14 protein-coding genes are annotated in these 12,627 nt (G+C 71.7%); 5 read left to right on the plus strand and 9 right to left on the minus strand.

Features of this window, described 5'->3' with window-relative positions:
- Positions 1 to 101 precede the first annotated feature (101 nt).
- Entirely contained in the window at positions 102 to 860 is a 759-nt protein-coding gene (locus tag LIX60_RS18125) for a DUF4232 domain-containing protein (RefSeq protein WP_227959377.1), read from the minus strand.
- A 180-nt stretch (positions 861 to 1,040) separates the two neighbouring features.
- Here LIX60_RS18125 and LIX60_RS18130 point away from each other — a divergent pair, with 180 nt between their 5' ends.
- Positions 1,041 to 2,612: a helix-turn-helix transcriptional regulator gene (locus LIX60_RS18130; protein ID WP_227959378.1), complete on the plus strand. Its 1,572-nt coding sequence runs from the start codon at positions 1,041 to 1,043 to the stop codon at positions 2,610 to 2,612.
- Positions 2,613 to 2,679: 67 nt separating this feature from the next.
- On the opposite strand, the gene LIX60_RS18135 is transcribed toward LIX60_RS18130, so the two are convergent.
- The gene (locus LIX60_RS18135; RefSeq protein WP_227959379.1) at positions 2,680 to 3,099 is read right to left on the minus strand and encodes a nuclear transport factor 2 family protein; all 420 of its coding nucleotides are present in this window, start codon (positions 3,097 to 3,099) and stop codon (positions 2,680 to 2,682) included.
- A gap of 97 nt (positions 3,100 to 3,196) precedes the next feature.
- Between LIX60_RS18135 and LIX60_RS18140 the strand changes: the two genes are divergently transcribed.
- Complete coding sequence (locus tag LIX60_RS18140) at positions 3,197 to 3,811, plus strand: TetR/AcrR family transcriptional regulator (RefSeq protein ID WP_227959380.1); 615 nt, start codon at positions 3,197 to 3,199, stop codon at positions 3,809 to 3,811.
- Positions 3,812 to 3,896: 85 nt separating this feature from the next.
- On the opposite strand, the gene LIX60_RS18145 is transcribed toward LIX60_RS18140, so the two are convergent.
- The gene (locus tag LIX60_RS18145) at positions 3,897 to 4,277 is read right to left on the minus strand and encodes a helix-turn-helix domain-containing protein (RefSeq protein WP_227959381.1); all 381 of its coding nucleotides are present in this window, start codon (positions 4,275 to 4,277) and stop codon (positions 3,897 to 3,899) included.
- A 148-nt stretch (positions 4,278 to 4,425) separates the two neighbouring features.
- Between LIX60_RS18145 and LIX60_RS18150 the strand changes: the two genes are divergently transcribed.
- A complete protein-coding gene (locus LIX60_RS18150; RefSeq protein WP_227959382.1) occupies positions 4,426 to 4,833 on the plus strand; it encodes a RidA family protein in 408 nt (135 codons plus the stop codon).
- 223 nt (positions 4,834 to 5,056) lie between these two features.
- Here LIX60_RS18150 and LIX60_RS18155 read toward each other — a convergent pair whose 3' ends face one another.
- From LIX60_RS18155 to LIX60_RS18170, 4 genes are all read right to left on the minus strand, one after another.
- Entirely contained in the window at positions 5,057 to 7,321 is a 2,265-nt protein-coding gene (locus tag LIX60_RS18155; RefSeq protein WP_227959383.1) for a UvrD-helicase domain-containing protein, read from the minus strand.
- 229 nt (positions 7,322 to 7,550) lie between these two features.
- Positions 7,551 to 7,757 (minus strand): DUF397 domain-containing protein, encoded by a 207-nt coding sequence (locus LIX60_RS18160; RefSeq protein WP_125625259.1) that lies wholly within the window; start codon positions 7,755 to 7,757, stop codon positions 7,551 to 7,553.
- 34 nt (positions 7,758 to 7,791) lie between these two features.
- Entirely contained in the window at positions 7,792 to 7,998 is a 207-nt protein-coding gene (locus LIX60_RS18165) for a DUF397 domain-containing protein (protein ID WP_227959384.1), read from the minus strand.
- A complete protein-coding gene (locus tag LIX60_RS18170; RefSeq protein ID WP_227959385.1) occupies positions 7,995 to 8,882 on the minus strand; it encodes a helix-turn-helix transcriptional regulator in 888 nt (295 codons plus the stop codon). The genes LIX60_RS18165 and LIX60_RS18170 overlap by 4 nt, the downstream gene beginning before the upstream one ends.
- Before the next feature lie 149 nt (positions 8,883 to 9,031).
- Between LIX60_RS18170 and LIX60_RS18175 the strand changes: the two genes are divergently transcribed.
- Together LIX60_RS18175 and LIX60_RS18180 are read left to right on the plus strand one after the other, a co-directional pair.
- Complete coding sequence (locus LIX60_RS18175) at positions 9,032 to 9,520, plus strand: ATP-binding protein (RefSeq protein ID WP_227959386.1); 489 nt, start codon at positions 9,032 to 9,034, stop codon at positions 9,518 to 9,520.
- 4 nt (positions 9,521 to 9,524) lie between these two features.
- A complete protein-coding gene (locus tag LIX60_RS18180) occupies positions 9,525 to 10,007 on the plus strand; it encodes a GNAT family N-acetyltransferase (protein ID WP_227959387.1) in 483 nt (160 codons plus the stop codon).
- A 133-nt stretch (positions 10,008 to 10,140) separates the two neighbouring features.
- Here LIX60_RS18180 and LIX60_RS18185 read toward each other — a convergent pair whose 3' ends face one another.
- Both LIX60_RS18185 and LIX60_RS18190 read right to left on the minus strand, forming a co-directional pair.
- Positions 10,141 to 10,560, minus strand: coding sequence for a hypothetical protein (locus tag LIX60_RS18185; protein ID WP_227959388.1), 420 nt, complete (start codon positions 10,558 to 10,560; stop codon positions 10,141 to 10,143).
- Between the two features lie 239 nt (positions 10,561 to 10,799).
- Complete coding sequence (locus tag LIX60_RS18190; protein ID WP_227962819.1) at positions 10,800 to 12,464, minus strand: phospholipid carrier-dependent glycosyltransferase; 1,665 nt, start codon at positions 12,462 to 12,464, stop codon at positions 10,800 to 10,802.
- Positions 12,465 to 12,627 lie beyond the last annotated feature (163 nt).

Here is a 12,627-nt window from a genome sequence, read left to right on the forward strand (position 1 = left end):
CCCCGGTGCCGGGATCGGGACCGGATCGGGGTCGGGGTATCGGGCGGTACCCGGCCGGGGCGTGGCCGGGACGTGCCCGGGCAGCCGGTGCCCGAGCCGGGTCACCAGGTCAGCGCGGTTGCCACGTCCGTCTGCCAGTACGTGACGGCGGCTCCGTCGTTGACGGTGACGCCCTTGCCCGGGAGCGGCAGCTTCACCATGGAACCCGTCGAACCACCGTTCCGGGCGGCGAACAGGACGTCCAGCCGCTGGGACCGGAGGTCGTGTCCGCCGTCCGGCACCCAGGTGAGGATGCCCGCATAGGCGGATTCGCCCGGTGCGAGGGTGACGACGGCCTGCGGCTTGCTGTCCTCCACGATCGCGAGGGCCGACTGCGCGCTCTCGTCGAACCGCAGGAGCGGGGCGCTGTACGCGAAGCAGGGTGCGGTTCCGGTGTTGGTGGCGGTCAGCAGCAGGTGGTTGATGGGGCGCGACACCTCGGTGACGGTGACCTCGGTGTTGGCGGCGGAGCAGGTCACCGGCTTCCGGCCCGCCTTGCCGGACCGGGAGCCGGAGGCGGCGGCCTCCTCCGTGCCGTCCTTGTCGGCGGCGGAGCCGGCGGGCACCGCGTTGATGCCGTCCCCGTTGTCCTTCCCGACCCCGTTCCCGCCCTCGTTGCCGCTCCCGGAGCCGGACTTGCCCTTCCCCGCCGGCTCCTGCGGCGTACCGCCGCCCTGCTTCCCGGCCGCACTCGACGAGGCCGGCCCCTCGCTCTGCACGCCCCCGCCGTCGGCACAGGCGGTCAGTGAGAGCGCGGCGAGGGCCGCGGAGGCCGCCGTGAGGACGAGGCGGGTACGGGAGCGGTGGGTGACTGCGGACATGGTGATTCCCCTAACAGGACACGCGATGCGGAGCACGGGCTCGACCGGCGGGCGGGAGCCCCGTGCTTGGATGTCCTCAGCTTGTGCCGCGATCCGTTCCAGCCGGTAGTCATGACGGGGGTTTTGGAGGGCTGGAACGTTCGGAGCGGTGCTGACCAGGGGAAATGACCCTCCCCTCGAATGCGTGAATGGGATGGAGACCAGGTGGGGACGGCGGAGGAGAAGGCCGAGTTCGCCGAGTTGTTACGGGGGCTGAAGGACCGCTCGGGGCTCAGCTACGGCACGCTGGCGAAGCGCCTGCACATGAGTGCGTCGACACTGCACCGCTACTGCAACGGCGACGCCGTGCCGGCGGATTACGCACCGGTGGAACGCCTCGCACGGCTGTGCAAGGCCACACCGGACGAGCTGGTCGAGGTGCACCGCCGGTGGGTGGTGGCGGGCGCCGCCCGCGACCGCGAACGCAGGGCGGCGGCAGCGGCGGCGGGTACGGCGGCGGGTACGGCACAGTCCGACGGCACGGCCGCGCCCCCGAGCCGCGAGGCGCCGAACGCTCCCGCTGACGGTGTGCCCGGCCCCGGGCCCCGGGCGGGAGCCGCCGGGGCCACGGGGCCCGCGGCACCCGCGGCACCCGCGGAATCCGCCCGGGACGCCGGAACCGCCGCGGGCGCGGGGCCTGTTGGGGCCACTGCACCTACCGCACCCGGTGACGACGCCGCGCCCACCGCCGAAGCCGGCACCGCGAACCCGGCGCCGGACCCGGACGGCCCTCTCCGTCCCCGTTCCCGGCCCGTTTCCCGCACCCGCAGCCGCCCCCGGCGCTTCGGGCGCAAGGCCGTGCTCGGTGCGTCCGCCGCTGCCCTGGCCGTCGCCGCGACGGCCGCGCTGGTGAGCCTGGTGCCCGATGGCAAGTGGGGCGAGCAGCGGTCGGGCTCGGCGTCCGCCGCCGACAGCGCTGCCGAGAGCGCCGCCGGCGGGAACGCGGCGGAGGACAAGAACGGCACCTCGCCCTCCCCTTCGTCCTCTGCCTCCCCCTCCGCCGATGGCGCGAGCCCTTCGGCCCCCGCTCGCGGGAAGCCGGAGCCCGGCACGTCCGGAAACCCCTCTCCGGGCGGAAACCCGGGCCGGAACGAGGCGCGTGGGCAGACGGGCGCCGCCCCCCTCGCGGTGACCACCCGTGCCCACGCCTGGGAACACCCCTGCTCCGCGCGGTACTTGATCAACCGCCCGCCGGAGAAGGTCTCGCCGCCGCCCGCGGTGCAGGAAGCCCCGGGCTGGGTGAACGCGCAGGGCGCCGTCGCGGCGGGCGAACACCGGGTCGGACTCACCGTGCAGGGCACCGGTGAGGAGACGGTGGTGCTCCAGGCCCTGCGCGTCCGGGTGGTGGAGCGCGCGGGCGTGCCGGCCTGGAACGCGTACCGCATGGGGATCGGCTGCGGGGGTGATGTCCCCACGAGGACGTTCGCCGTCGACCTGGCGGCGGGCAACCCGGCGCCCGTGCCGAAGGCCGGCCAGCGCGACTTCCCGTACAAGGTGAGCGAGAGCGACCCGGAGGTTCTGTACGTCACCGCCGAGGCCGACGCCCAGTACGTCAGCTGGTACGCGGAGCTGGAGTGGTCGAGCGGCGGCCGCCACGGGATTCTGCGCGTCGACGACAACGGCCGGCCGTTCCGCACCACGTCCGCGAAGGGCCGCCCGGACTACGGCTACCCGCTGGGCGGTGACGGCTGGATCACCCCGCTGGATGACTGACCGCTTCGCGGCGGCACGGCCGGGACTCCCGGCGAGCGCCCTCAAGACGGTCGGCGCGCGCCCTCGGTCACGAAACCGCCTCCTGCCGCTCGCCGTTACCGGCCGCGGGAAGAGTGCGGGTCGTCATGTGCGCCCGACGCATCCGCCCTTCGGGGGTGAACTGCCCGAAGAAGTAGATCTCGATGGCGAGGTCCTTGCCGCGCTGTGAGGAGTGCAGGGTGTAACGGGCGGCGAGCCGGCCCTCATCGGCGATGGCCTCGTGCACGTCCATACGGATGGTGGGCCGGTTCTTGCGGACCGGGCGCGTGTGCGCGATGAGCTTGTCGCGGTCCATCCGGTGTCCGTCGGCGATCTCGACGATGTCCGGGGTGTGATAGCGGTCGACGATCACCGCCGCGTCGTCGTCCGTCCGCAGCAAGTCCTCGGTGAAGCAGGTGTAGAAGTCGGCGATGAATTGCTTGGGGTCGGTGGTGCCGAGTGGGCGCATGTCACTCCCGCCGGTCGGATGCTCACGGATGCTCGCACACGATCTCTTACTCCTTGTAAGATATGCACGCCCTCATAAATTTGGCAAGGTGTAAGAGATGACATCGTCCCCCGCCCGAAACCGCCGTGCTGACGCCCGCCGCAGCAGGGCCGCCATCCTCGATGCCGCAACCCGGGTTCTCAACGCCGAACCCGACGCCGGCCTGGAGGCGGTCGCCGGCGCCGCCGGCGTGACCCGCCAGACCGTCTACGCCCACTTCCCCTCACGGGATCAGCTGTTGCTGGCCGTGGTCGAGAGGATCACCGAGGAGGCCGTAGCGGCCATGGATGCCGCCGACCCCGGCTCGGGTCCCGCCGCGGACGCCCTGATGGGCATGCTCGATGCCGCCGCACGGGTTACGGGGCGCTACCCCGTACTGCTGCGGGTGATCAGCGCGCACCCCGTCAGCTCGCAGGCCGACCACGACCGGCACACGCCCGTCGCCGACCGGATCGGACGGGTGATCCAACGCGGACGGCGGACCGGAGATTTCGACGACCGGCTCCCCGTCGACTGGCTGGTCGCGGCGACCATCAGGCTCGGCCACGCCGCGAGCGAGGAGCAGGCCGCCGGCCGCCTGTCCGCCCCGGCTGCCCAGGACGCCCTGCGTGTCAGCCTTCTCCGCATGCTCGGCGCCACCGGACAGGCGGATTCCTCACCCCGGCGCCGGTGAGCGCATCGGGCCATATCTCGTGGGCCTTGCGCCTGCCGTGCCCGCCGTGCCTTTCGCCACCAACCGCCGGCACGTGTCCGGTCCGTCAGCTGCCGAAGCGGTGGCGGGCGGCTTCGATGTGGCCGAGGTACCGGTGGGTCCAGTCGCACAGTCCGTCGACCGTCTTCCGCAGGGCCGTGCCCGCCTCGGTGAGGGTGTACTCGACGCGCGGCGGCACGGTGGGGTGCACCGTCCGTGAGACCAGGCCGTTGCGCTCCAGCATGCGCAGGTTCTGGGTGAGCATCTTGTGGCTGATGCCCTCGAGCTCGTTCCGCAACTCGCTGAAGCGCAGGGTGCGGTCCCCGAGTGTCTCGATGATCAGCAACGCCCACTTGTTGGCGACGTCCGAGAAGACCTCCCGCGCCAGGGAGTCCGCGCGCAGCAGATCCGCATCATCGGGCGAGCCCGTGAACTGCTTGGTCACCATGAGGTTCCCCAGTCACTCAAAAGTGCGTTCTTCCATGTCAGCCACCACTCTCCTACGGTTCCTTAGTAACCACAAGAGAGCGACTGCGCTCCTGCTCCGTGGTGACGAGAAATGAACCCACGGGTTCCGATGACAAGGAGACGGACAGATGGCCATCACCCTGGTGAACCCCACCGGCCTGCCGGAGATCGACGTGTACCGGCAGGTGTCGGTCGCGAGCGGGTCGAAACTGGTCTTCATCGCCGGGCAGGTCGCCTGGGACGCCGAAGGGACCACGGTCGGCGAGGGAGACCTCGCCGCCCAGGTCGAGCAGTGCTATCTCAACGTCGGCACGGCCCTGGCCGGGGTGGGCGCGAGCTTCGACGATGTCGCGAAGCTGACCGTCTACGTCGTCGACTGGACCCCCGACAAGATGCCCCTGCTTCTGGAGGGAATCTCCCGGGCGGCCGGGAAGATGAAGGTCACCCCGGCCCCGCCGGCCACCCTGCTGGGCGTTGCCGCACTGGACGTCCCCGAGCACCTGGTGGAGATCGAAGCCACCGCGGTCATCGACTGAGCGGGGGGGCGCCGCCCCGACGCTGCGGCGCAGCCGGTGGGGCCGGAGAGGGGCCGGTCCGGGGGCCGGGGCAAGGCTTCGGCCGCCCCGGCTCCCGGCCCCGGCTCCCGGCCCCGGCTCCCGGCCCCGGCTCCCGGCCCCGGCTCCCGAGCCCGGCCCTGCGCCTCAGCCCCGGACAGCCGGCCCTGAACCCCCGGCGCACCCCTCGGCCGGCGCCCCCACCTCACCCCGCCCCCGGCGCGAGCCCTGCCTCCAGCCCTCCCGTCCCTTCCAGCCCTGCCGGCAGCGCCGCCGCGTGGACGATGCCCAGCCGCTGCGTCGCCCGGGTCAGCGCCACATAGAGATCGCTCACCCCGAACTCCGCCGGTTCCACGACGATCACCGCGTCGAACTCCAGCCCCTTCGCCTGCCGTGGGCCGAGCACGACCACCGGCCGGGTCAGGTCCGGCCGCGGCCCGGCGGAGGACTCCGGCAGCGCGGCGGCCAGCGTCTCCACCAGTTCCCCGGGAGCGATCACCGCGAGCCGTCCCTGCCCGGCCTCGTCGCCGAGCCGTGCGGCCTCCCGTTCCACCGCCGCGGCGACGGCGTCCGCCAGCTCCTTCTCCTCCGCCACCCGGTGCGCCCACGGCGCGCTGCCCGTCGTACGGATCGAACGCGGCGGCCGGAACGACGGGTCGACGGCCCGCAGCACCCCGGCCGCGACGTCCATGATCTGGCTGGGCGTGCGGTAGTTGACGCCCAGCCGGACGTGCTCCCACCGCTCGCCCACATACGGCTCGAGGATCCGTTCCCAGGAGCCGCAGCTCCCGGGCTCGGCGGTCTGCGCCGGGTCGCCGACCAGCGTCATGGAACGGGTCGGGCAGCGCCGCATCAGCAGCCGCCAGGCCATCGGGGACAGCTCCTGCGCCTCGTCCACGATGATGTGCCCGAACGCCCAGGTGCGGTCCGCCGCCGCGCGTTCGGCGGCGCTGCGGTGGTCCGCCTCCTCGGCGCGGTCGGCCAGCCGTTCGGCGTCGATCAGGTTGTGCGCGGCCAGCACCTCCGAGTCCTCGTCGTCGCGGTCCTCGAACTCCTGGGTCCGGGAGCCGTACGACAGGTCGAGCACGCCCTGCGCGTAGGCGACGCGCTCCTGCCGCTCGGCCTCGGCGCGGGCGCGGGCCGCCGAGTCGTCCTCGCCGAGCAGCTCGGCGGCCTCGTCCAGCAGCGGGATGTCGGCCGTGGTCCACTCACCGCCGGTGCGCCGGATGGCCTCGGCGTCGGCCTCCGGCAGATGGACGGGGTCGGCGAGGAACCCGGCGACCAGCTCCTGCGGCGTCAGCAACGGCCACAACTCATCGATGGCCGCCTGCACTTCCCCACTTGCGGCGACGGAGATGCCGAGCTGGGCGATGTCGTCCGGGCCGAGGAAGTTGGGACCCCCGAACGGGTCGGCGCCGATGCGGTCGGCGAGCTGGGCGGTCAGCTCGTCGATGACGCGGAACGCGAAGTGCGGCCGGGCGAGGTTGTGCGGCAGCTTCGTCTCGCGGGCCTGGTGGCGGGCGAGGGTCACGATGTCGGCGTCCAGCAGCAGATCGCCGTCCTCGGTGCCGATGACGGTCCCGGGCTCGGGCAGCGTCTGCCGGTCCCGCACATACCGGGCGAGGACATCGGCCATCTCGGCCCGGCCCTTGACCTCGGCGGCCTCGGGGGTGTCCGTCGCGGTGGCGGTGACGCCGGGGAACAGCTCGCCGGGCGTGGCCATCAGCACGCCCGTCTCGCCGAGCGAGGGCAGCACCTCGCCGATGTAGCCGAGGAAGGCCGGGTTCGGCCCGACGATCAGCACGGCGCGGCGGGCCAGCAACTCCCGCTGGGCGTACAGGAGATACGCGGCCCGGTGCAGCGCGACGACGGTCTTGCCCGTGCCGGGCCCGCCCTCCACCACCAGCACGCCCCGGTGTGGGGCACGGATGATCCGGTCCTGCTCGGCCTGGATGGTCTGCACGATGTCGTGCATCCGGCCGGTGCGGGCGGCGTCGAGGGAGGAGAGGAGCACGGCGTCGGCGTCGGTGCCCTCGTGGCCGGTGCGCTCGCTGTCGCCCAGGTCGAGGATCTCGTCGTGCAGGGCGGTGACCTGCTGCCCCTCGGTGGTGATGTGCCGCCGGCGGCGCAGCCCCATCGGGGTGTGTCCGGTGGCGAGATAGAACGGCCGCGCCACGTCGGCCCGCCAGTCGATCACGAGCGGGGTGCGCTCGGCGTCGTCGCGGCGGATGCCGATCCGGCCGATGTGGTGGTCCCGGCCGTCCCGGAACACCAGCCGCCCGAAGCAGAGCCCGCGCTCACCGGCGTTGAACGCCGCCAGCAGCCCCGACTGCTCGGCCACCATGACGTCCCGCTCCAGCCGCGCCTGGAACGTGCCGCCGCCCGCTTCCCCGGCGGGGGCCATGGCCGAGCGCAGCGCGTCCTCGGCCTGTTCCCGCAGCTCTTCGAGCCGCGCGTACAGCACATTCATGAATTCCTGCTCGCGACCCAATTCCGCGTTTGACAATGCAACTCCCACCCCGATATGATGGCTGTATAAAGCTTCTCCGTGCCGCCGTTCGGTCTGGACACGGAAACCTCTAATATACGCAATGAAATACCCCGGACGTCAATTCGTCCGGGGTATTTCTTTGCGCACGAACAGCGGCGGGCGGGCAGCCCGGGCCGCGATGGGGGCGCCCGGTGGCGAGGATCCGCGGTCAGCCCTCGGCAGCGAAGCGGACGAAGCCGGCCCACGCGCCGGACCTGAACGCAAGCCTTGGGCCCTGGGGGTTCTTGGAGTCGCGGAGGAGGACGGCCCCGGATGCGGCGGCTACCTCGACGCAGGCGGGGCCGTCGTCGGTGCTGTGGCTGCTCTTGTGCCACTCAAGGACGGGATCGTCTCCGAGTGAAGGACTGAGGGCCATGTACTCTCCAACGGTCTTCGGCGGAGTCACGGGGTCAGCGTTCGGCGGTGTACGAGAGGAAACGGGCCCAGGCGCCGGGCTCGAAGCCGAGCTGCGGGCCCTGGACGTTCTTGGAGTCACGGACCAGGATTGTTCCGGGTATGGCCGCGACCTCGACGCAATCGGGGCCGTCGTTCGTGCTGTAGCTGCTCTTCGTCCACTCCAAGGCCGGACTGTTTCCGGCCGAGGGCCTGATGCTCATGTCTCTCCCAGCACATTCTCGATAAAGGCCAACGACTCACGCGGCGTGAGCGCCTGCGCCCGGATGGTCTCATACCGCATCTCAAGGATCTGGACTTCCTTGGGATTTGTGATCAACCGGCTGATGAGCTGGACCTCGTTCTGACCGACCGACGTACCGTCCTTGAGCTTCAGTACACGGAGTGAACCACCAAGCCCCGCGTGCTCCTCGACGGCGGTGGGCATGACCTGAATCTCCACATGCCGCAACCGTCCTACGGCCAGTAGGTGTTCGAGCTGACGCCGCAGCACCATTCTGCCGCCGATCGGCCGTCGGAGCGTGGCCTCTTCTTGGACAAACGTCAGCATGGGAGCAGGAGTCCGGTCAAAGATGGCCTGCCGGGCCAGGCGAGCAGCTACAAGGCGTTCGAGTTCATCTTCTCCATACGCCGGTCGTCGCATGCCGAAGAGCGCTCTCGCGTACTCCTCCGTCTGCAAGAGACCGTGGATCACTGTGTTGATGTACGCCCCCATGGCAACTGCTTCGGCCTCCAGCCTGGCCAGATCCCGAACCTTCTTCGGGTAGCGGGCCTCCGCCACGTCCTTCGCCATCGCCGCGATCCGGCCGCCGGCCTGGAGTGCCTGGTCCGCGTTCTTCAGGAACTCCGGCTGCGGTACGCGACGGGCGCGCTCCACCGACGACACCAGGTCCTCGCCGTACCCGATGGCCTTGCCCAGTTCCGACTGCTTGAGGCCCGCAGCCTCCCGCCACAGCCGGATCTGGCGGCCGACCGTCCGCAGTACCGCCCCGTCGTCGTCCACGGCGGAAGCCCAGCAGGCGCTGTCCGCCCCGTCCGTCGTGTACTCCGTACCGCGCTCGCTCGTACCGTTTCCGTCCACGCTCATGAAGACCCCCTTCGTCATGTGTGGAACGGCGGCGTGCGGAGGACGACACGACCGACGGGCGGTACCAATCCCGCACCCGGCCGACATATACGCTGCGTGCCGCCGCCGTTACTGGTCACGGTAGACCCGGAACGGCCACGCTGAGTGATGTGAAGCAAGAAATCACCCGAACCGGAAATTCCGCTCCAACCCGGGGGTTCAGCGTCCGGCTGTCCCCCACTCGCCGGGGCGCGCGGCTGGCCCGGCGCCTCGCCGTGGCACAACTGTGCTCGTGGGAGCTGCCGTACGAGACGGCCGAACACATCGTGGCCGAGTTGGCTGCCAACGCCGCGCTGCACGGCCGCGTACCCGGGCGCGACTTCCGCTTGGCGCTCAGCCTCCGGGGTACCGACACGCTCCGTATCGAGCTGACCGACACCCGGGATGACGCCCTCCCGTCCGTCCCCGCTCCCGGCCGCACCGGCCCGGACGCGGAATCGGGCCGCGGTCTGCTCCTCGTCGAAGCCCTGGCCGACCGCTGGGGCGTCATCACGGGCCCGCCGCCCCACAAGACCGTCTGGGCCGAACTTGACCTCGTCACGCGCAACCGCTCATACGACGCGGCTCGCTGTGACGACGCCAGGGCAGGGACACACTGAAGCCATGCTGCGTCTGCGGGTTCTCACCGAGCACGACTGGCCGTTGTGGCGGGAAGTCCGTCTCGCCGCGCTGAGCGAGGCGCCGCACGCGTTCAAGGCCCGGCTCGCGGAGTGGAACCGGGGTGGCGAGGAACGGTGGCGTGCGCGGCTGGAAGCGCCGGACGCCTACAACGTCGTCGCCCTGCTGGACGGCCGGGCCGTTGGGATGGCCAGTGGCGTTCCGAGCGGGAACGGGCTGCGTGAGCTGCGGTCGGTGTGGGTCGGCCCGGAGGCACGGGGGCGCGGCGTGGCGGACGCGTTGCTGGCGGCGGTGGAGGAGTGGGCCCGGCGCTCGGGGGCCACGGCACTCAAGCTCGCCGTGATCCCGGGCAACGAGCCCGCCGCCGCGCTCTACCGGCGGCACGGTTTCGTCGCCACGGGGGAGGCGGGGGACGTCCTGTCCGACGGGGTGACGCGGGAGCAGGTGATGGTCAAGGCGCTGGGCTGATACGACCGTGTGGCGGAACTTCCCGGAGCAGGACCGGACTTGTGGGTGTCGTCGTCCGGGTCAGGGATGGGTGATCAGCCAGTACCGGCGGGGAAGCCGTCCATGGGCCCGGTCCGGCCCCCAGGGGAAAGCCTCAGTTGCTTTCACTGAGTTCGGTGCAGAGTTTTCCCCAGGCCAGTCTGGCCTTGTAGCTGCGCGTCGAGGCGCTCGACCGGTAGCTCTCCTTGCGTGCCATCGCCTGGGCGAACTCCGTGGAGGCCTCCCCGTCGATCCGGAGCAGTTCCCTCAGCTCCACGTTCTCGGTCTCTTCGGCGACTGCCGAGAGCTTCTGGCCGTAGAGGCGTAAGGACTGTTCCATGCCCATCGATGGCATGTCCTCCCCGTACTCCCGCCAGGCCCGGGAGGCGTCCGTACAGGCATCGCGGGACGCGGACTCGGGGTCGAGCTTCGCGCCCAGTTCGTCGAAGCTGGTCACGCCGAAGAAGGCGAGCAGGGCCAGGACGGATGCCGCTGCCCCCAGCCACACCGCTACGGGTTGCCCGTTCTCCGCCATGTTCGCCCCCTGGCCCCGGTCGACAGAACATCCATCTTGCCGACACCCCGGCGCGCTGGGAGGCCAGTTGCCCACAATCGGTGACGCGAGGCGGAACGTGCCACGGACCTCGGCCCGTTGGGTCGCCGGGAGTCCCCCTTGCCGCAGGCCACAACTGCTCGGACTCCCGTCCTGCCATCGTCCTGACCCGTCAGCTTGCCCGACCCATAGGGGCGCCCGCGGTGCTCAGCGCAGCACGCCTACCGGCGGAAGACCGTGATCGAGTGGCCGACCTGCTCGATCGGCCTGCTGCTCTCCACCAGCGCCGCCAGTCCGCCCTCCGCCTTGGCGATCGCGGAGTTCGAGACGACGAGCAGCCCGCGCACCCGGCTCGGCGGCACCTTGCGGGGATCGGACGCCTCGATGCCGTAGTGGGACGGGACGCCGCTGCCCTTGTAGACGAGCCAGACCCGCTCGCCCGGATACCGCTCCCGCAGGCGGTCGGCGAGCCGTCCCAGGTCCTGGCCCCAGTCGACGTTCGAGTCGTGCAGATGGCGGTGGGTGTTCGAGGGCCCGCCGAACGCCTCGTTCGCGTACGGCAGGTAGTACGGGAACGTCCGCAGTGAGCTGACGGCGGCGAAGAGGAGCAGCGCGGCGACCGTCACCCCAGGGGTCCGCCGCCATCGCGCGGGCATCCGCAGTGCGGTCGCACCGGCTCTACCGGCGACGGCGACCGCACCGGCTGCCGCGACCGCCAGCAGCATCGGCAGGAAGACTGCGTAGCGGACGCCCAGATCGCGGTCCCCGCTCATGGCCGCGAGCAGCAGTACGGCCGCCGGGAGGAGCACGTACGGTGCCGCTGGGCGCAGCCGGGGGACGGCCACCAGCGCCACCGCGCCCGCCGCCCACAGCGCGAGCGCGCCGAGGGGTGTCTTCACCAGCAGCGCGGCCGGTAGGTAGTACCAGAGCGAACCGCTGTAGTGCCGGCCGAAGAGGAAGCCCTCCCACCCGGCGTCCTCGAACGCGAACTGGATGAGCATCCCGTCCCGGAAGGGTTCGGGGAACGGCAGCAGGCCGACGAGCTGTCCGCGCAGCCGGTGCGCGTCCGGAACGCTCGTTGGCGCCGTCCAGCGCAGCCGCGGATCGACGGCCAGGTAAGAGGCCCAGACGACGGCGATGCCGGCCAGGGCCACGATGCTCACCGCCAAGAGGGCCGGTCCGAACAGCCGGGCAGCGGCACGGGGGAGACGGAGGAGGCGGGAGCCCTCTGAGGCGGCAGGGTCGTCCGCGCTGCCCGGGTCCCCGCGCGACCGCCCTGAGGAGTGATGGACGACCACCGACAGCGCGGCCAGCGGCAGCAGCACCGGCACGGCCGCCAGCATGCTCATCTTCGTCGCCACGGCCGCGCCGAGCGCCGCACCGGCGAGCGGGAGGCAGAGCAGTGGTCGTCGCCGGGCCCGCCACAGCAGCCACACAGCCGTCAGCAGGAAGCCGGCCGCCGGGACGTCGAGCGTGGCCAGCGAGCCGTGGGCGATGACGTCGGGGGAGAACGTGTACAGGGTGAGTGCCGCCAACCCGCCCACCGCACCGGTCAGATCGCGGGCGAAGGCGAAGACGACAACACCGAACAGCAGGGTCAGCGCGATCACCGGCAGCCGCGCCAGCAGCATCAGCCGCCCCGGGTCGTTGCCCGACTCGTAGAGGAGACGCCGCCCGAGTTCTGTCTGGTTGCCGTCGAATCCCGGTTCGAGACGGGCGTCGGCGAAGGCCGTGCCGGCCGCGATGACCAGTTTGCCCAGCGGCGGATGCTCGGGGTTGAACCGCAGGCTGTGCTCGCGCCGGTAGATCTCGGCCGTGCCGACGTACACGGGTTCGTCGATGGTCGGCGTCTGCCGCACGGCCGTCGTGACCATGGCGACCGTCATCTGCCCGAGCAGCGCGGCCACGAGGAGCGCGAGGACCCACCGGCGGTGCCGCCGCAGCCACGCCTCAACGCGCCCGCGCGGGTCGGGCGCTTCCCGTCCCGGCGCCGGGACGGCCGCCGTAGGCCCGCCGGCGACTTCCCTCGCCGGCTCGCATCCGGGCGCG

The sequence above is a fragment of the Streptomyces sp. S07_1.15 genome, from assembly GCF_020739505.1.
Lineage (GTDB): Bacteria > Actinomycetota > Actinomycetes > Streptomycetales > Streptomycetaceae > Streptomyces > Streptomyces xinghaiensis.